This window comes from Brevibacillus ruminantium, from assembly GCF_023746555.1.
In the GTDB taxonomy this organism is placed as follows: Bacteria; Bacillota; Bacilli; order Brevibacillales; family Brevibacillaceae; genus Brevibacillus; species Brevibacillus ruminantium.
In genome coordinates this window covers 4,795,929-4,814,582 of the sequence record NZ_CP098755.1, presented here as the reverse complement: position 1 = coordinate 4,814,582, position 18,654 = coordinate 4,795,929, and the positions used below count along the sequence as shown (strand labels likewise).

Annotated in this window: 18 protein-coding genes and 2 pseudogenes; 15 read left to right on the top strand and 5 right to left on the bottom strand. The window is 42.9% G+C overall.

What is annotated here, in order from left to right; all coding sequences use genetic code 11:
- From NDK47_RS23625 to NDK47_RS23585, 9 genes and pseudogenes are all read left to right on the top strand, one after another.
- Positions 1-868 (top strand): annotated as a pseudogene (locus NDK47_RS23625) (IS256 family transposase); the annotation flags it as partial.
- Between the two features lie 387 nt (positions 869-1,255).
- Positions 1,256-1,861, top strand: a complete 606-nt coding sequence (locus NDK47_RS23620) for a glycerol-3-phosphate responsive antiterminator (RefSeq protein WP_251872185.1) — start codon at positions 1,256-1,258, stop codon at positions 1,859-1,861.
- A 260-nt stretch (positions 1,862-2,121) separates the two neighbouring features.
- Complete coding sequence (locus tag NDK47_RS23615; protein ID WP_251872184.1) at positions 2,122-2,946, top strand: extracellular solute-binding protein; 825 nt, start codon at positions 2,122-2,124, stop codon at positions 2,944-2,946.
- 2 nt (positions 2,947-2,948) lie between these two features.
- Positions 2,949-3,407, top strand: a pseudogene (locus tag NDK47_RS23610) (extracellular solute-binding protein); the annotation flags it as partial.
- 110 nt (positions 3,408-3,517) lie between these two features.
- Positions 3,518-4,645, top strand: a complete 1,128-nt coding sequence (locus NDK47_RS23605; RefSeq protein WP_251872182.1) for an ABC transporter ATP-binding protein — start codon at positions 3,518-3,520, stop codon at positions 4,643-4,645.
- Positions 4,645-5,514, top strand: a complete 870-nt coding sequence (locus NDK47_RS23600; protein ID WP_251872181.1) for a carbohydrate ABC transporter permease — start codon at positions 4,645-4,647, stop codon at positions 5,512-5,514. The genes NDK47_RS23605 and NDK47_RS23600 overlap by 1 nt, the downstream gene beginning before the upstream one ends.
- 40 nt (positions 5,515-5,554) lie before the next feature.
- Positions 5,555-6,370 carry a carbohydrate ABC transporter permease gene (locus NDK47_RS23595; RefSeq protein WP_251872180.1) on the top strand — a complete coding sequence of 272 codons (816 nt, stop codon included), beginning with the start codon at positions 5,555-5,557 and terminating at the stop codon, positions 6,368-6,370.
- Between the two features lie 28 nt (positions 6,371-6,398).
- The gene (locus tag NDK47_RS23590) at positions 6,399-7,232 is read left to right on the top strand and encodes a metallophosphoesterase family protein (RefSeq protein WP_251872179.1); all 834 of its coding nucleotides are present in this window, start codon (positions 6,399-6,401) and stop codon (positions 7,230-7,232) included.
- A 36-nt stretch (positions 7,233-7,268) separates the two neighbouring features.
- Positions 7,269-7,808: a 5' nucleotidase, NT5C type gene (locus tag NDK47_RS23585; protein WP_251872178.1), complete on the top strand. Its 540-nt coding sequence runs from the start codon at positions 7,269-7,271 to the stop codon at positions 7,806-7,808.
- Between the two features lie 365 nt (positions 7,809-8,173).
- Here NDK47_RS23585 and NDK47_RS23580 read toward each other — a convergent pair whose 3' ends face one another.
- Positions 8,174-8,788 carry a TetR/AcrR family transcriptional regulator gene (locus NDK47_RS23580; RefSeq protein ID WP_251872177.1) on the bottom strand — a complete coding sequence of 205 codons (615 nt, stop codon included), beginning with the start codon at positions 8,786-8,788 and terminating at the stop codon, positions 8,174-8,176.
- Between the two features lie 202 nt (positions 8,789-8,990).
- Here NDK47_RS23580 and NDK47_RS23575 point away from each other — a divergent pair, with 202 nt between their 5' ends.
- From NDK47_RS23575 to NDK47_RS23550, 6 genes are all read left to right on the top strand, one after another.
- The gene (locus NDK47_RS23575; protein WP_251872176.1) at positions 8,991-10,193 is read left to right on the top strand and encodes a thiolase family protein; all 1,203 of its coding nucleotides are present in this window, start codon (positions 8,991-8,993) and stop codon (positions 10,191-10,193) included.
- A gap of 146 nt (positions 10,194-10,339) precedes the next feature.
- Positions 10,340-11,488 (top strand): CaiB/BaiF CoA transferase family protein, encoded by a 1,149-nt coding sequence (locus tag NDK47_RS23570; RefSeq protein ID WP_251872175.1) that lies wholly within the window; start codon positions 10,340-10,342, stop codon positions 11,486-11,488.
- Between the two features lie 28 nt (positions 11,489-11,516).
- The gene (locus tag NDK47_RS23565) at positions 11,517-12,266 is read left to right on the top strand and encodes an SDR family NAD(P)-dependent oxidoreductase (RefSeq protein ID WP_251872174.1); all 750 of its coding nucleotides are present in this window, start codon (positions 11,517-11,519) and stop codon (positions 12,264-12,266) included.
- 50 nt (positions 12,267-12,316) lie between these two features.
- A complete protein-coding gene (locus tag NDK47_RS23560; RefSeq protein WP_251872173.1) occupies positions 12,317-13,573 on the top strand; it encodes an MFS transporter in 1,257 nt (418 codons plus the stop codon).
- A gap of 25 nt (positions 13,574-13,598) precedes the next feature.
- Complete coding sequence (locus NDK47_RS23555; RefSeq protein ID WP_251872172.1) at positions 13,599-14,462, top strand: alpha/beta hydrolase; 864 nt, start codon at positions 13,599-13,601, stop codon at positions 14,460-14,462.
- Between the two features lie 30 nt (positions 14,463-14,492).
- A complete protein-coding gene (locus NDK47_RS23550) occupies positions 14,493-15,881 on the top strand; it encodes a dipeptidase (protein ID WP_251872171.1) in 1,389 nt (462 codons plus the stop codon).
- A 509-nt stretch (positions 15,882-16,390) separates the two neighbouring features.
- Here the strand turns inward: NDK47_RS23550 and NDK47_RS23545 are convergent.
- From NDK47_RS23545 to NDK47_RS23530, 4 genes are read right to left on the bottom strand one after another with little or no spacing between them, the layout of a single operon-like run.
- Positions 16,391-16,927 (bottom strand): phage tail protein, encoded by a 537-nt coding sequence (locus tag NDK47_RS23545; RefSeq protein ID WP_251872170.1) that lies wholly within the window; start codon positions 16,925-16,927, stop codon positions 16,391-16,393.
- Between the two features lie 17 nt (positions 16,928-16,944).
- Complete coding sequence (locus NDK47_RS23540; RefSeq protein WP_251872169.1) at positions 16,945-17,442, bottom strand: phage tail protein; 498 nt, start codon at positions 17,440-17,442, stop codon at positions 16,945-16,947.
- A 38-nt stretch (positions 17,443-17,480) separates the two neighbouring features.
- Positions 17,481-17,978 (bottom strand): phage tail protein, encoded by a 498-nt coding sequence (locus NDK47_RS23535; RefSeq protein WP_251872168.1) that lies wholly within the window; start codon positions 17,976-17,978, stop codon positions 17,481-17,483.
- Positions 17,979-18,001: 23 nt separating this feature from the next.
- Positions 18,002-18,487, bottom strand: a complete 486-nt coding sequence (locus tag NDK47_RS23530) for a GNAT family N-acetyltransferase (protein ID WP_251872167.1) — start codon at positions 18,485-18,487, stop codon at positions 18,002-18,004.
- Between the last annotated feature and the right edge of the window lie 167 nt (positions 18,488-18,654).

Here is an 18,654-nt window from a genome sequence, read left to right as displayed (position 1 = left end):
ATGGCGAGATTTAGTAAGGAACAAGTGAAGGCGTTTGTGAAGGAAAACAACCTCAAGACGATGGACGATGTGCAGTCGGCACTGAAGGAACTGTTTGCAGAAACGTTGCAGTCGCATGCTAGAGGCGGAGCTTGACACGGAACTCGGCTATGAAAAGCACGATGTGAAGCGAAAGAAAACAACAAACAGCCGTAACGGGAAGACAAAGAAGACGGTGATAAGCGAATACGGCGAGGTGGAGATCGCGGTGCCACGTGACCGTAATGGCGAATTTGAGCCCGTTATCGTGAAAAAGCATCAGTCTACCGTTACCGGCATGGAGGACCAAATCATCGCCATGTATGCCAAAGGTGTAAACACACGGGATATCCAGGACCATCTGAACCATCTGTATGGAATTGACGTTTCTCCTACCATGATCTCCAATGTGACGAATAAGATCGTGCCACTCATCAAAGAATGGCAGAACCGACCGCTACAAAGCATCTATGCGGTTGTATTTATGGACGCCATTCCCTACAAAGTCAAGCAAGACGGTGCTATTGTGAACAAAGCGGCTGATATGGTCATTGGCATTGATTTGGACGGCAACAAGGACGTATTAGGCATGTGGATTGGAGAGAATGAATCCGCAAAGTTCTGGCTGAGCGTACTGAACGACTTACGGAACCGTGGGGTTCAGGATATTCTCATCACCTGCGTGGATAACCTAACGGGCTTCTCTCAGGCGATCTCTGCCTGCTATCCGCATACGGAGATTCAAAAGTGCATCATTCATCAAATCCGCAACTCGACCCGTTATGTTTCTTACAAGGATCTCAAGAAAGTAACGGCGGATTTAAAGCCAATCTTAGCTGACGTGACGATAATAAACGTTCTGTTAATGTGCGTCTGAATGATCGATTGCATTTTTTGCATATGATGGATCACATTGGTAACTGCTTACCAAGGAAACTATCACTATTTCCTGGGCGGTATGATATCATAAAAAAACTTGAAAGGAATTTTTTGGGGGCTCGAGTCTGCATATTGACTCATGCCTAATTCAGTATTATTCTTAAAAACGAGAATAGCCGAATAAAATCTTCATCTAATTAATAGGGTAAATTCATTAGTGATCTGATATGGTCAAAATCCAGTTTTTCTTGTCAACTCAATTCTTTGAAGAAAGTGACAATGATATTCTAGAACAAGATGAGTGGATCGGACTTAAGAACGAAAACCAATGTTTTACCAATTAGAGGAGGATATTTTGGTGAAATTTACGAAAAATAGCTTTTTTCAACGATTGGAACAGCATAAATTAATTGCGGTCTTGAATGACCCTTCACAAATTGAAAAAGTGATAAAGTATAAACAGAATATTAGTGCTGCTACATTAATGACGGGAAACATCTTAACGGTTAAAAGGTATATAGATTTACTGCACAAAGAAGGGATTCCAGTCATCCTGCATATTGAGAAAATAGAAGGTTTAAAAGCAGATCATTACGGGATTGATTTTACTACTGAGTATCTAAAACCTTTTGCGATCTTAACGACGAAAAAAAACGTAATGAAACAGGCGAAATCAAAAGGAGCTTTCGTCATACAGATGGTGTTTTTATTCGATACCCTCAATTATCAAAACGTATTAGATAGTTTGGATGATATTAACGCCGATATGCTTGAAATCATGCCTTGCAGAGCTACTGACCTGATAGCGGAAATTGTCAGGTTATCTCCAATACCTATTGTTACAGGCGGATTACTGACTGATTTCCGATATGTAAAAGAAGCACTATCGACAGGTGTTGCTTCGTTAGCTACATCAAACAAAGAAATTTGGAAACGAGGCGTGTCTGAATTCCAACATGGATGATGCCATACATGTAAAGGGTTTATGCCAATAGGATTAACAAATCCCTTACAAGCAGTTAATAGCAGATTAATACTTTTCATCTATTATGAAAATGCAAAGTGAATAGATAGTTGGCAACCGTAAGAGATGCCGTAAATACCTTGGTTTACTAAGGTTATTTACGGTTTTTTTGACTTTATTTTAAAGAGGAGTTGGTTCAAAATATTGAAAATTCAATTATACACATGATAAAAAACACTAAGATTTGGAGGGGAACAACATTGAAAAAATTATCGGCGATCTTTCTGGCTGTAGCATTATCTTTTTCAGTAGCCGCTTGCTCATCAACAAAGGAAGCAGCTACTGGAGTAAAAGAAAAAATTGAATTGAATTATTGGTTTGCGTATGGTGGTCCAATAGAAGAAGCAAACAAAGGTTTAGTTGAAAAATTCAACAATTCCCAAGACGCCATTCATGTAACAGCGACAAATCAAGGTTCTTATGCTGATGTAAATTCAAAAGTGCAGGCATCTATTGCTGGAGGTAATACTCCTGACATATTTGTGGCTCAAAATATAATGATGGAAACTTTCGCGAAAGAAGGAATGACCGAGAGTTTAACTCCATTCGTCAAAGCTGATTCTGAAGAAGTCAAAATGGATGACTTTATACCAGGCCTGCTTGGCAATTCCTATGTGGGTGATCAAATATACGGTCTGCCATACTTAGTAAGTACACCATTATTGTATGTGAACAAAACAATGCTTGATAAAGCAGGAATTGATGTTAGCCAGTTGGAAACGTGGGAAGGTTTCTCTCAGGCAGCAAGAAAACTTTCGACAGATGGCGTCAAAGCTGTTTCCATGGAATGGGATGTCTGGTTCTTTGAGGCATTTATCGCTCAAGCTGGTGGAAGCATGGTAAATAAAGATGGCACAAAATATACTTTCAATGAAAAACCGGGTGTTGAAGCGGCTAATTTTATAAGAGATCTCGTCAATGATGGAGCGTGGAAAGTTCCAGTTGGCGATAATGCAGGGATGTTGCATTTCAGGATTTTGCAAGTCAAAAGTCTGCTTTCCGGTTTGCTTCCACAGCCAATTTAACGAAAATGATGAAAGCAGCGGAAGAAAATGGATTTGAACTAGCTGCACTCATGTTGCCTAAACATGTAAAGCAAGCTGTTAATACTGGTGGCAGCAATATCGTTATGATGGCTGGTCTGAATGAAGAAAAGAAAAAAGCAGCCTGGGAATTTATTAAATTTATGACAGGCACCGAGCAAAACCTTTATGCAAGTAAGGTTACCGGCTATTTGCCAACGCGTTATTCGTCTATTGAATCCGATGAAAGAAAAAAACTTCATGCAGAACAACCAATGTATAAAGTTGCCGTTGATCAATTACAGTATGCTCAACCTCGTCCAATGGTCCCTGGTTATAACGAAATTGAAAAGAAGGTTTATCCACAGGAAGTGGAGAGACTGATCCTTGATCCCTCTATCGACACGAAACAAGGATTAGATAGAGCGGTAGAAAGAAGCAATGCACTCATAAAAAACAAATAAACGATATCCACACATAAAATGCGATCATTGCGTGAGAATCTTTGTCTCACGGACATAGATTCTACGCAATGATCATCAACAAGATAGTATCAATGGGAAGGGGTGTAAAAATGGCAGGGATAAAAATGAAAAATGTATCAAAAGCCTACCAGAATACAAATGAGAGAGAGCCACAAAGAATACAAATATTTAAGAAGAAAACAAAAGAAAATACAAGGAATGTACAGGTGATTGACAAGATAAACCTGGATATAAAAGATGGATCATTCACGGTATTGGTAGGACCTTCCGGGTGTGGAAAGTCTACCATGCTTCGGATGATTGCGGGCTTGGAAGATATCACAGAAGGTGAAGTGTGGATCGGAGATAAATTAGTTAATCATATGTCACCCGGTGATAGAAATATTTCTATGGTGTTCCAAAATTACGCTTTATACCCCACCATGACTGTGAGGCAAAATATTGAATTCGGCCTAGAAAATATAAAGGTACCAAAAGCGGAAAGAGACCGACTGGTCAACGATGTTGCCGAAACAGTAGGCCTAATGGAATACATGGATACGAAACCAGGCAAACTCTCAGGAGGTCAAAGACAACGTGTTGCATTAGCCAGAGCAATTGTGAAAAGGCCCGATGTATATATTTTTGATGAACCGCTCTCGAACTTGGATGCAAAATTAAGAGCAGAAATGCGGACGGAACTGATTCAAATGCATGAAATACTGAAGACCACTTTTATTTATGTTACACATGATCAAGTTGAAGCCATGTCGATGGCTGACGAAATTGTTTTGATGAACAAAGGGAAAATTATGCAGGTAGGCTCCCCTGTAGAGATATACGATGATCCAAAGAATATTTTTGTAGCCCAATTTATGGGGACACCTTCGATGAATGTGATGCCGATTGGCGAATTATTCAATCGATTGGAACCGCAGTTCCAACATGTATCCTATTTTGGCTTTCGACCCGAGAAAGGTATTTTATTAGGTCGTTCAATCTCTCACCTCTATGAAATTGAGATTGCCAGCAAAATTGTAACGAGAGAAATCCTCGGTGCAGAAACAATCTATAAGATTGAAAATAAATATGGAGCACAACATATTAAAACTTCCGAGACTTATTATTCTGTAGGAGAAGAGGTGAATCTTTGTTTATCACCCGAATCCTTGTATTACTTTGATCACGATGAACGAAGAGTGTACGCTGACATTGACGGACTAAAGGCGGTCAAATGATGAGAAAGCAACACATAACGCCATATATTTTCATAGCACCCGCCACTGTCGTATTCATCGTATTTTATATATACCCATTAGTGTATATGGGCTATTTAAGTTTTCACAGTTGGAATTTTATCCGTGCGGAAAAGCCATTTGTAGGATTAGAGAATTACATCAGTATATTTTCTGATTCGATGTTCTATGAAACGGTATGGAATACGTTAAAGTATGCATGTATTACCGTTGCCCTGATCGTAATCATTGCCATACCTTTGGCCATTTGGATAAACCAAAAAGGCAGAATCTTTACGGCTACCCAAGGAGCAGTATTTAGCCCGCATATTATCTCCTTGGTGTCCGTTTCGATGGTATGGATGTGGATCATGGATGTGGATTATGGACTGCTCAATTGGGTTGTTTCTTTATTTGGAATCAAGTCTGTCGGCTGGTTAACGAATCCGAATGTGGCGATGTATTCGTTGATTTTTGTCTCTGTCTGGAAAAACTTGGGTTACTATACCTTAATTATTATTGCTGCTTTGCAGAGCATACCAAAAGACCTCTATGAGGCAGCAGCTATAGATAAAGCCTCCAAATGGAGGGTATTCAGTAAAATTACTTTTCCAATGTTAACACCAACGATCTTTTTTATTTCGATCATTGCTTTGATCAATTCAATCCAGGTTTTTGAAACCATTGATATTATGACGGGAGGTGGTCCAATCAATTCCACTACTACCTTGGTCTATTACCTATACGATGAAGGATTTAAGCATTTTCATTTAGGAACAGCTTCTGCAGCTGGAATGGTGTTATTGTTCATTTTAATGTTGCTTACGATTTTATACTTTAAAGTGTTGAGTAAGAGAGTTCATTATCAATAGAGAGTCCAAGCATTTTTATCATGAGATGAGGAGGCAATGGATGAGTATCCAAAAAATACTTACGAGAATTGCTTTGGTGGCGGTGATCATATTTTTCGCATTTCCGTTTGTTTGGTTGGTTTCATCGAGTTTAAAAACGGTAGTGGAAACATTGTCCATTCCACCAACTCTGGTTCCAAAAAATTTACAATGGAATAACTTTGTTATCGCTTGGAATTCAGGCCCATTTCTCAAATACTTAATCAACAGTATTCTCGTAACCTTCGGAGTGCTGGTGCTTCAAATCATTACCGTTGTCCCAGCAGCTTATGCATTTGCTCGATACGAATTTGCCGGAAAGAAAATCTTTTGGGCGATTACCTTAATTACGTTAATGATTCCGTCGCAATTAATCTTTTTACCCGTATTTTTGCAGTTGAGCAGCTGGGGAATATTAGATAGTTTATGGGGTTTAATTTTGCCTTTTGCCGCGGGGGCATTCGGTATTTTCATGTTGAGACAGACTTTTATGCAAGTGCCAAATGAAATACTGGATGCTGCAAGATTGGATAAAGCATCAGAATTGAAAATTATTTGGAAAATCATGATGCCACTTTCAAAACCAACGATTATTACAATGTTGTTATTTACTTTTGTTTCCAGATGGAATGATTATTTCTGGCCTTTAGTCATGACGACGAAAGAAAATGCGAGAACACTTCCAGTTGGGGTTGCCATGCTCCGTACATCCGAGACTGGGGTGGATTGGAATATTGCATTGGCTGCAAATGTCATCCTTGTTATTCCCATCTTAATTGTTTATTTCTTTGCACAAAAGAGAATCATCCAAGCGTTTACCTACACAGGTGTTAAATAAAATGAATGAGATACGAGGAGGAATTCGGATGAAAATAGCAGTCATGGGGGATTTGCACTATCCTAGCAGACATGGAGTAACCAAAAGATTAGAAGAACATGTAATCGAGAGCAGAGACTCTTTTTATTCCAACTATCTCAAGTCTTTCTTTAAGCAGGAAGCCGATATATACGTATCGGTTGGTGACTTGACGAACTTTGGTACAAAAGACGAGTTTGAAGAAGTATATGAATACATTCGCAGCTATAACAAACCCTTTTACCAAACTCTTGGAAATCACGATCTGTATAGTATGCCCCGTCGTGAAGTATTGGAATTAACCAAGATGAACGGGAATTTTGTCATGGAAGAAGAAGTTGTTTTACTATTCTTGGAAACAGCAAGAGAATTGGACAGAGGTAATTTTGATGGTTGGGTAACGAATGAGCAGTTAGAATGGTTGGAAAAAGTAATTGATGGTTCTGGGGAAAAAACAATGATCGTCTTTGCCCATCATCCAGTCTATGATACGACTGCACGCTCCAATAAAAACATGCTCTCGGTCCATCCTTCCATTGATTTGTGGTCAGTCCTGAATAAGAAAAAAGGAAAGGGTATTTACGTTAACGGGCATACACATACAGACTCTATTGTAGAAAAAGAGAATTGGACATTTGTTCAAATCTCAGCAGTTTTAGACGATCAAAGTGTTCGAATTCTGGAACTTGATCATGATCAAGTTTCTGTTAGTGCAATTGATGTATCAGATGATGAGTCTATTGAGCTAGCAACGACGATTGGTAATGGCATTGAAAGATTTACTCTGTTTCCTCAAGGTGTTTGTACAACTTTAAATCGCAATAAATCAATCAAGATACGATAAACCAGAGAGACGAAGTTACTTGAGAGGAGTATTAACTTGAAAAGAATCGCAATTGATATGGACGAGGTAATGGCTGATACGGTTCATAAAAGCTTGCTTGTATTTAATGAAAGATTTAATAAGCATGTAACAAGAGAGGATTTGAAAGGAACGAAGCTCGTTCATTTATTTCCAGATCTAAAGGAAGAGATTTATGAAATGCATAACCAACCGGATTTTTTTCGGGATTTGCCCGTTATAGAAAATTGCCGAGAAACCATTTTAGAGTTAAGCGAACACTATGAAATTATGATTGCCACAGCAGCAATGGAGGTACCAGGATCATTTCAAGCGAAATATGAATGGTTAAAAGAGAACTTTGATTTCTTAAATGATAACTATTTTGTCTTTTGCGGTAATAAAAGTGTTATTCAGGCAGACTATTTAATAGACGATAACATCTATCAACTCGAAAGCTTTAAGAATCAAGGAATTCTTTATACGGCGCCACATAATATCGATGTAGAATATGATGTCCGATGTAATAATTGGTTGGAAATAAAGAAGTATTTCATGGATAGTTTAGCTCATGTATAGTCTATTCATTTCATAGACGAAATCCATAAATCAACCCCGGTAATTGAAAGCCAAAGCTATCTTCCTGGTGGAGTCTGTCAAGAATTTTATTAAATCTAAAACGATGCACTCTGTATCGGGCTTGACAAGGAGGCTCTAGCGGGCGTGATTTATGGCGATTAAGCGATGAGAGTGAGCTAGCATCGCAAGGTAACCCAGACTGTCATGCCCGCCCCTCCATGTAAAGCCTTCGATGTAACTTTTCATTTCTTAAAAACCCATTTACACAAAATAATTTACAATCCCTCCTTTTACGGAATTGGGAACTCTTTTTCCATCCTTGGGGTTCTCATCGATCAGACCAATCATCTGCAATTTTTCCCATACTAACTCTGTTTTTTAAGAAGATTTTCAATAAATGTGTGCACAAAATCTCTGCCTTCTTCCACCAGATCGAAATCTTCATCAGGCAAACACCAATCATACACCCAGCCACGCATGCATCGAATGATTATTTTTGCCAGCCGATCGGCAGATAGATCACTTCTAAATTCACCCGTCAGTTGCCCTTCCTTAATGATCGTTTCCGTTATTTTGTAAATAGATCGATTTTCACTGGCAATAAAAGAATGATCTGCCTTCCCAAGCTGACTGCTGTAAGTAACTTTAATCATATCCCTGCCTATTCCTTTGGCAGTGTAGGAAAATAGCTCCTGGCAAAACAAAATCAGTTTGTCGACAAAAGAAATGTTGCTTGGCATCTTGTTGTAAAAACGAAGGTAATGCTCATCGAACATTAGAAACTGCTCGATAATGACTTGATCTTTTGATTTGAAATGCGTGTAAAATGCCCCCTTGGAAGTTCCTGCTTTCGCTACGATTTCATCAACGGATACCGCATCATAACCTTTTTTGGAGAACAATTCCATCGCAGTGAGAAATAATGTTTCCTTCGTCTGTAATGCTTGTTTTTGACGAGCTGTGAGTTTTTTTTCTTCCACCGTAGTATCTCCAATCCCAAGTAGTTATCAGATAATTATAAAAATATTGACAACTAAAAAACACGGCTGTAAAATGACCGTAGTCGGTGACTGTAGTATGTGACTTTGGTCGATTATTGAAAGGAATTATAGCATAGGATATAAATTTATTCAATCCAATGAAAATTCCGAATATGAAATTCAGTGAAAGGGGACAGCTGTTGTGAATCATGATGTCGTCATTGTTTCGGGTATTCGGACACCTTTTGGAAAGTTTGGTGGTTCTTTGAAAGATAGTTCAACGATTGACCTAAGTGCGATTGTCATGGACAGTGTCCTGAAAAAAGCCGGCATCTCTCATCAAACGGTGCAAGAGGTGAATTGGGGCGTCTGTTCACAAGCCGAAGCAGACGAAGTATTAGCACCGGTTATCGCGAGGCAAGCCTTATTAAAAGCTGGACTCCCTGACACCACAATATCAATGACCATCGATCAAGCATGTTGCTCCGGCATGGCTGCGGTAAAACATAGTTATCTATCTGTCAGGAGAGGGGATGTGACCGTTAGCCTGGGGGGCGGAGCAGAGGTAATGAGCAGAACTCCCATGGTGATTCGGCCGCTTCGTTGGGGAAACCGCTTGGGAGATGTAGTCATTCGCGATCCCGCGGATGGTTTGCGTTACTTCGATTACAATCTGGTATCCTTGGATGCTGCGGAAGTCGCCATGGAATACGGTATTTCCAGAGAGGAGCAAGACGAATGGGCATACCGAAGCCAACAAAATTGGCTGAAAGCTTTCAAAGAAAAGAAGTTTGAGGATGAGATCGTTCCCATAACGACTTTGACAGACAAAAGGGTATTTGCGGTTGATGAATTTCCCAGACCTGATACAACAATTGAGAAATTGGCAGCGCTCCCAACTGTTTTTGGCAGCCCCTCGATAACAGCGGGAAATGCTCCGGGGCTAAACGATGGTGCGGCTGTCTTACTGTTGATGAATAGAAAGGAAGTGGAAAAACGTCAACTCAAGTCCCTGGCTACCATTGTCTGTACAGCAAGCGTAGCAACTGCGCCGCGACAAATTGCTTCGGTTCCGGCGCTGGCAATCCAGAAGGCTCTCTGCCAATCGAAGTTATCCATTGATGACATGAAACTATTTGAAATAAACGAGGCGTTTTCAGCCGTTCCCTTGGTGAGCAGTCTCATTTTGGGAGGAGAGAATCGCGAACGTATGTTACAGATCAGAGAAAGAGTAAATGTGAATGGCGGAGCGATTGCAATCGGTCATCCAGTGGGTGCAAGCGGGGCGCGAATTTTGCTGACCCTCATTCATGAATTAAGGAGACGGGGAGGAGGCTATGGAGTTGCCAGTATCTGTGGCGGATTGGCTCAAGCGGAAGCAATCATTGTAAAGGTTGATGACTAGAAAGGGTTCGAATTTTACGTATCGATTATTTTTGTCGTGATGTTTTGGAAGCAAGGCGTGACCGGCTTGTTTTACGGTGCAGCATGAATGAGAAGATCAAAGCCAAGCAAGCACCGTGATTTTGTTCAATTAGGAGGAACAGGGCGATGAAGACAATCTTTGAAGGGATAAAGGTATTGGATCTTACCAACAATATTGCAGGTCCATATTCAACGGCAATGCTAGCGGATTACGGAGCCGAAGTCATTAAGGTGGAAAAACCGAATGGTGGAGATGACAGCAGAGCATGGGCTCCATTGGTAGATGGCGTCAGCGCTTATTATCTTTGGCATAATCGTGGCAAAAAGTCGATTGTACTTGATTTCAAATCGGATGCTGATTTGGAGATTATCAGGAAGCTAGTAAAGCAAATGGATGTTGTGGTGGAGAGTTTTCGGCCAGGTATTATGGATAAATATCGTCTTGGGTATCAAGACCTCGCAAAGATCAATCCAAAAATTATTCTCTGTTCGATTTCAGCCTTTGGCCAAACAGGTCCGTATCGGAATTTGCCTGGCTACGACTTAATCGCGCAAGCCATGAGCGGTGTCATGGACGTTACTGGAGAGGCTGATGGTCCTCCTCAAAAATTAGGCCCATCGATTGCGGATTATTCCGGCGGATTTAATGCCTTTGGAGCGATCTCAGCTGCGCTGTTTTATCGGGAGAGGACTGGTCTGGGCCAACATATTGATGTCTCTCTTCTGGAATGCATTATTGCGGCGAATGATTACTGTGAGCCAGCGTTCATGGGGCGGCCTGTCACTCGCAATGGAAACCATCATTCCATGCTGGCTCCTTATGGTGTGTTTAATGGAAAGGATGGAAGTATCGTCATTGGAGTGCTAAATCCCAAGCTATGGGACACTTTTACAACGATTATTGGCAAGCCGGAATTAGCAACCGATCCGCGTTTTGTCACGGCCAGTGACCGTATTGATCATTTGCCGGAGGTGATTGAAATCATTGAGGAATGGTTGTGCACACTTGATCAGATCGACGACGGAGAAAAGCTGCTCAAGGAAAATGGGATACCATGCGCAAAAGTGTTGCGTCCGATTGATCTTAAAACAGATCCGCATCTTCTCGAGCGTGGAACGGTAACCGAGTTACAACTGCCCGATTCCAACAAGAAGTTAACCACAAGAGGTGTTCACATCAAGTTCTCCAAAACGCCGGGCAAATTAGGCATTCCTCCTAAACTGGGTGAACATCAGCAAGAAATATTCGAAAGATTCAATATAGCGAAAAAGTAAGGTGATGCACAGAAAGGAGAGATTGCAGATGCATCTGTTGGGCAAAGTGGCTCTGGTGACCGGTGGAGCAAGTGGAATCGGGGTGGGAATCTGTAAGAAGTTGGCTGAAAAAGGGGCAAAAGTAGTCGTCAATTACATCGGGGATTCCTATGAAGAAAAGGCGAAAAATTTGGTGCAGGAAATTCGAGCCAACGGGGGCGATGCGATCTGGATAAGCGGCGATGTTACCAACCAAACGCATGTGGAGCAAATGATAAACAGTACACTTGAGCAATACGGGAAAATAGATATTCTCGTGAACAATGCGGGAATTACGATTGATGGGCTGACGCAGAACCTGGAGACAGAAGACTTTATCAAGGTATTATCGGTTAATCTGGTTGGTCCGTTTCTTACCATGAAGTTGGCATTGCCCCATATGATTGCCAACAAATTTGGCAGGATTATTAATATTTCCTCCGTTGCCGCCCTTATAGGATTGCGAGGGGCTCCCGCTTACGCAGCATCGAAAGCAGGTTTGATCGGATTGTCCAAAACAACAGCCAGGGAAGTAGCGAGGAAAGGGATTACCGTAAATGTTATTTGTCCCGGTTACATCAATGCTGGAATGACAGAAAGGGTTGCGCAGGAATATCTCGATTCGATGACACCGCTTATTCCCATGGGGATATTCGGGGAGCCGGAGGATATCGGGGGCGGAGTAGTTTTTCTTGCTTCCGATGAAGCGAAATTGATTACCGGAGAAGTGATTCGGATCGATGGCGGGATCGCAATGTAATGAGAAAGGCGTATGAAATCTTAGCAGACAAAAGAAAATGGGGGGTATCTATGGGAGGAACGGAAATCAGCAAGCGGAAAAGGTATCTGATTTTGGTCCTTTTATTCCTTGGCTGGTTATTAGGAAACATAGACCGTCTCATCATAAATGTCGCCGTTTTGTCTATCGGGGAAGATCTGCAGTTAAATGCCTCCGAGACTGGTCTGGTAATCAGCAGCTTCTTCGCAGGCTACGCGCTTATGCAAATTCCTGGCGGGTTGTTAACGGATCGATACGGTTTTCGGAAAATTATGATCATAGCTGTCGTGACGTGGTCGCTCTTTACCTCCCTAACCGCTGTCGCTTGGTCCTTTACATCGATAATCGTCATCCGCTTTTTGTTTGGAATTGGTGAAGGCAGCTTGGGCTCGGCCAGCGCAAAAACCATTTCCGTTTTCTTTCCGCAGTCCGAACGAGGCAGGGCGATGTCGATTGTACTTTTAACAGGCAGCATAGCTGGAATCATAACGCCGATATTGGCTGCGTCGATGATCACGTTTGTAGGCTGGCGAATGACGTTTGCGATTATCGGGTCCATTGGAATCATTGTCGCCTTGTTGTATTGGATTCATCTGAAAATGCCAGCTACAGCGCAGCAAACGCCTCCATCTCCAACATCTTCTGCCGGACAGCGGGTGCCCTATGCACAAATACTGAAAATGCCATTGATTTGGAAGTTGTTCGTTGCGACTTTCGGGATCTATGTCGTAAATTGGGGACTCATATCTTGGATGCCAACCTATTTAGTTAAAGTTCGGCATCTCGATCTGATGTCGATGGGATTTGCTTCGATGATCCCGGCAGCAGCAGGAATTTTGAGCGTATTGTTGACCGGTTACATTGTCGATAAATTGTCCTCTAAGCGCCACAGGCAATTGGCTATTCTCTGCACGATTGTTGCGGCTGTTCTTCTCTTCCAGATGTTTCATGCATCAAGCGTTGCTGCTTTTATCGTGTACCAAACAATCACCATCTTCTTCACCTCGTTTGTAACCATCCTCTTGGGCGCATATCCTGTGAAAAAATTTGCAACGCACATTATTGGTTCCGTGCAGGGAGTCATCAATTTCGGCGCACAGCTTGCCGGTTTGATCACTCCGATGGCTATCGGTTTCATCGTGGACGCTTTTCACGGTTCGTTTGAGATGGCTTTCTGGTTTATGATTGCGTTCGACTTGATTTGCATGTTGTCATTCCTCATTCTCCGTGATGACAAAGGAGAGTTGCTTGAAAGTAATGGTGAAGTGAAAACCACGATTCTACAGTAGGACAACATATTCGGGAGGGATAAAAATGTATACGACATATGATCATGAATGGAAAGGGTTAACATTTAGGATCGCAGAATGGACGGGGGGAAGTCCAACAATTGTTGGAATACACGGCTTGGCAGGTAATCACAAACATTTTACGGCATTGGCCAATGAATTATCTCCTGAATATCGAGTCTTAGCCTATGATGTCAGAGGCAGGGGCAATAGTTCGCGAGCCGAACAGGATTCATCCATTTTATTGCATGCAGAAGACACGATTGAGTTAATAGAATCTTTGGGAATCAAATCTCCCATATTAATCGGCCATTCAATGGGGGCATTTATTGCAGCAATTGTCGCAAGCAAATATAAAAACCTTGCCGGAGTTGTTCTTGTAGACGGTGCAGGGCTGTTAACCTCTAAAGAAATCGAAATTGTAAAGCCCGCATTAGACAGATTGGGCAAATCGTTCCCTTCCAAAGAAGCATATATCCATCATTCACAAAACATATACCATGCCATGGGATTGGAATGGAATGAATATTTTGAGGAAGGCATTCTTTATGGAGTAGAGGAAGTCGATGGCCAGGTTAGATTTAAAGGTGAGCCGGAAGTGATTATGAAAGACCTTGAAAGTATTGAGCGTGATTTTGATCATAAACAGATCTGTTCATCTATTGCCTGTCCGGTTTTACTGGTGATAGCAAATGGAAAAATAGGGGGTTCGCCTGTCTATACGGAAGAATCTTACAGTAAAACAAAGGAGTATACCGCGAATTTACAATCTTATCTGTCGGATGCCAACCACTACTCCATATTGCTTGATCGACAACCAGATCTGGCTCACAGAATAAAGCAGTTTATCGCGGAAATAAGCGAATCTGATTTAAAGGGCGATCATTGACTATGGATACAGGGAAGGGTGTATACCGGCATGTCTATATCCGAGCGTCTTGAGACCTATTTTCGAGAGCATAGAGAGCGGCATCTGCAGGAGCTGTATGAATTTTTGCGCATTCCCAGCATCAGTTCATTATCCGTTCACACACCGGACATCATCTCCGCGGCGAAGTGGCTAGCGCAGCAGTTAACGTCTGTTGGATTAGAGAATGCCAGGGTGATCCCAACACAAGGTCATCCCATCGTCTATGGAGAGTGGCTCGGGGCCGCGGGAAAACCGACAATACTCATTTACGGTCACTATGATGTTCAGCCTGTAGACCCACTTGAATTGTGGGAGACGCCGCCATTTGAGCCGGCGATCAGAGACGGCAAGCTGTACGCACGTGGTGCATCAGACGATAAGGGGCAAGTGTTTATGCACATCAAAGCAATTGAAGCGATGTTGAAATGCACAGGAGAGCTTCCTGTAAACGTTAAGTTTTGCCTCGAAGGGGAAGAAGAAATCGGCAGTCCTCATATTGGCGCTTTTATCGAAGCGCATCAGGACCTGTTGGCTGCCGATGTGCTGCTGATCTCTGATACCCCTCTATGGGAAGCGGGACAACCGGCTATTTGTTACGGGTTAAAGGGTTTATGTGGGCTCCAGGTAGATGTGCGTGGACCAAGTGAAGATCTGCACTCCGGTTTGTACGGTGGAATGATTCACAATCCTTTGCATGCCTTGGCACATTTGTTGTCAACATTATTTGAGCCCGACGGCAGAATTGCGATTGCAGGCTTTTACGATCAGGTGAAGCCGATTACAGAAGCGGAGAAGGCTGAGTTTGGCTGCATTCCTTATGACGAGACGGCGGTGCGCGATGAACTGGGTGTTCCCTGTCTGTTCGGCGAACAAGGATACACCGTTTTGGAGCGCAACTGGGCCCGGCCCACACTTGATATAAACGGGATGTGGGGTGGTTTTCAAGGAGAAGGTACAAAAACGGTTATCCCTGCCGAAGCGCATGCGAAAATCACCTGTCGCTTGGTAAATGATCAGGATCCTGAGGAGATTTTAATGTTAGTGGAGAGACATCTGCACCAACATACACCAGCGGGAATTGCGTTATCGACGACAGGAATGAACAGCGCAGCCAAGCCGTACGTCAGTTCCATCGATCATCCGGCGATTCAAGCAGCTGCAAGGTCCTACCAATCGACATACGGTGTGCGGCCGATTTATACACGAATGGGAGCGTCTATCCCGGCAGCTGAAATCTTCTTTCGACTGCTTCATCTTCCTATCGTTCTTTTAGGCTTTGGATTGCCAGATGAAAACTGTCATGCTCCAAACGAACATTTTCATCTGCAAAACTTCGAAACAGGATTACAGACCATTTGTTGTTATTACAAGGAAATCTCCACGATAAGAAGTTTATAATGAACGGCCGGCGGTGAAGATTCAGGAGCGAATGGAACAGCCTGTGAACTACTCTCCACTTAGGCTAACGCCATGAAGTGGGAGCTTCTCAAATCCACGACGAAAGTAACCTTTCGTCTCCTCGAGCGTTACTTCGGGTAGTCCCTACCCTAGATGTCCGACGTTTCGGAGTTCTTTTGTTACCTTGGATATTTTACGCATGGAAGGATAAGCTTGGTTTTCGCATTTTGTTTCTCCATGCAACCCCATATATCCAGTTATCAAAGAACATCATAAGTAGATTTTACCAAAGTGTCGGACAACTGAACAGGCAAAAGCCTGTCCTTGTCCAAAGTCGATTCATCCCCCACTTACAACCAAACGCTGTAAGGTTTTAGAAGTGGGAGACTTCTCGACCTATAAGTTAAACACGAGTAGCAGCGTGTTTAAAAGCTGTTCTTGCACAATTTTTAAATGGTATGTGACAGAACCTTCTGACGGACTGTTTACCACTGCCCCATCAATCGCGCTTAACCCTTGCTGGGGTATTCACCATCTAAACAAATGATAAAATTTTGGGCGATAAAAGGTTGCAAGTTGTTATGCGGCTGAGAGCCACCCGTTACATTGAGCGCAACTGGAGACATTTGCACATTGGGTGTCGGATCATACAGGTTAGGAGCATCGGAAAAAGGGTCTGGCTGCGGTGGTGTTGCCCAGTTTCTACCGGTCGGATCGCTCGAATTGCCTTCACCAATAACTGCTTGTGGTATATGTGTGTGTGCAGGGATTTGTGTGCTAGTAAGCGTCACAGTTGAGCTCCCTACTTTGCTGCCAACTGTACGCGGGGTCAAGCCTTGTCCTTGCCCTTGATGCATGGTAGCACTGCCCATCAGATTCGGCAAGGCAAAGGTCGTTTTGCCGTCCCCGCCATATTGTGTGTTAATAATGGAGTAAAGCGCTGTGTATTGCTGGATATGCAGCAATTGACCATCGCAAAGCGCCCACCCTTTAGGCGCGAAGTTTCCTGCAAAAATGCGGATTTCACCAAGATATGCGTCTGCCATATGTATACCCTCCTTTTTTAATTTCTGCTTGGGTAGATCCCTTGAATTGCAATTGCATAGTTCAGCACCAGATACGGCTGCATGTTGTTATGAGGTTGGCTGCCGCCAGCTGTGCCAATTGCACTTTGATTCATTTGGACCATGGTTGCTGCCGGGCCATATATGTTTTCCGCTGCAGCCCAGGCATTGTTGAGCGGTGAAGGGGACGTAGCTGCGTTTGAAGAAGCAGATACTTGATGTGTGTGCTGAGGCATTTCATTTATCGTCAAGGTATGGTTGGCCTCGCCAGCAGATGTACCCCGCGGAAAGGAAGGGCTCACGTGAATCGGCACGCGGCCACGGTAATCAGGCAAAGCAAAGGTAGTAACACCATTTCCTCCGTAAACATTCCCCAACAAGGAATAGAGTGCCTGATACTGCGTGGTTTGCAGGATCTGCCCTTCACAAAACATCCATCCCCTTGGCGCATAATGATTGGCAAACAGACGAATTTCGCCCAAAAACGGTTCAGACATTGTTAAAAACCTCCTTTTAATTTATGGATCGTTGGCGCCTATTGTTGGGGTGGATAGTATCCGTATATTGAAATGATAAATGAGATCGTGGTGGTGGGCATCATGTTGTCGTGCGGCTGGCCGCTTCCGACCGGTGCGAGGAGTTGACCGGACATGTTGGTCGTAGCTCCAGTAGAGTAGGCCATCATTAGGTTTTTCCCCCAGATGGAGTTGGCCGGAGTATGACCGGTTTCTAAAGTAGAGGTTGCATTTGCGATATGGGTGTGCTGAGGTAATTGATTGGAAACCAAAGTAACGGTTTCCGTTCCATTTTTTGAAGCCAGAGGGTAGGAAGTGCTTGGATGAATGGCAATTCTCCCGCGCAAATCAGGCAAGGCAAACGTTGTTTTTCCGTCGCCGCCATACGTTGTGCTAAGCAGTGCATACAATGCTTCATACTCGCTGATGTTCAGCAATTGACCATTGCATAGTGCCCAGCCCTGTGGTGCATAATTGCCCGCAAACATGCGAATTTCTCCCAGGTAGGATTCACTCATTGGGGTCACCTCTTGATATTTATTTAGAAGGTTCCTTCACCAGATGGTGTTGGAGTCCATTCCATGCTGATATGGAGCCCTAAGCTGCCGATTGCGCGAAAGCCGAGACGTTCATACAACTGCATCGCACGGTTGGTCGGCAATACGCTAAGAAGAAGTGGATGCAATGAGGCTGCTGCTTCATTCTGAAGTTCCCGAATAAGCGTGGTGCCAATGCCCATGCCGCGATAGTCAGGCAGAATCGTGATGTCCACGAGTATGACAGCCGTATCGCTGCGTGCAACAATAATTCTTCCAATCGGAATATTTTGATAACAAAGCAAAATATGCTCGGCATCAGGGTATTGCATCGCATAGGAATGCTTCTGTGCCCGCCACTGTAACTGCAAGAATTGCTGTTGCATCACCTCATCCCACCCCCAGGCTGCAAGCTCGTCCAAGCGGGTGCTCGAATAAAGCTGAAACAAAAAGACTTCGTCCGTTTCTGTCACTGCTCGTTTTTGAATCATTGCTTCTTCCTTTCAGACTGGTCAATTATTTGTATACGAGGGTTTTCCGAAAAATATCGATAAATGAATTTTTTGGTAGATAAAAATTGAAATGATATATTGATTGGTAATATGATAGAGCTATCAAATATCAATTTCTGCCAGGGAGAACGCACAAAGGTGAGGGG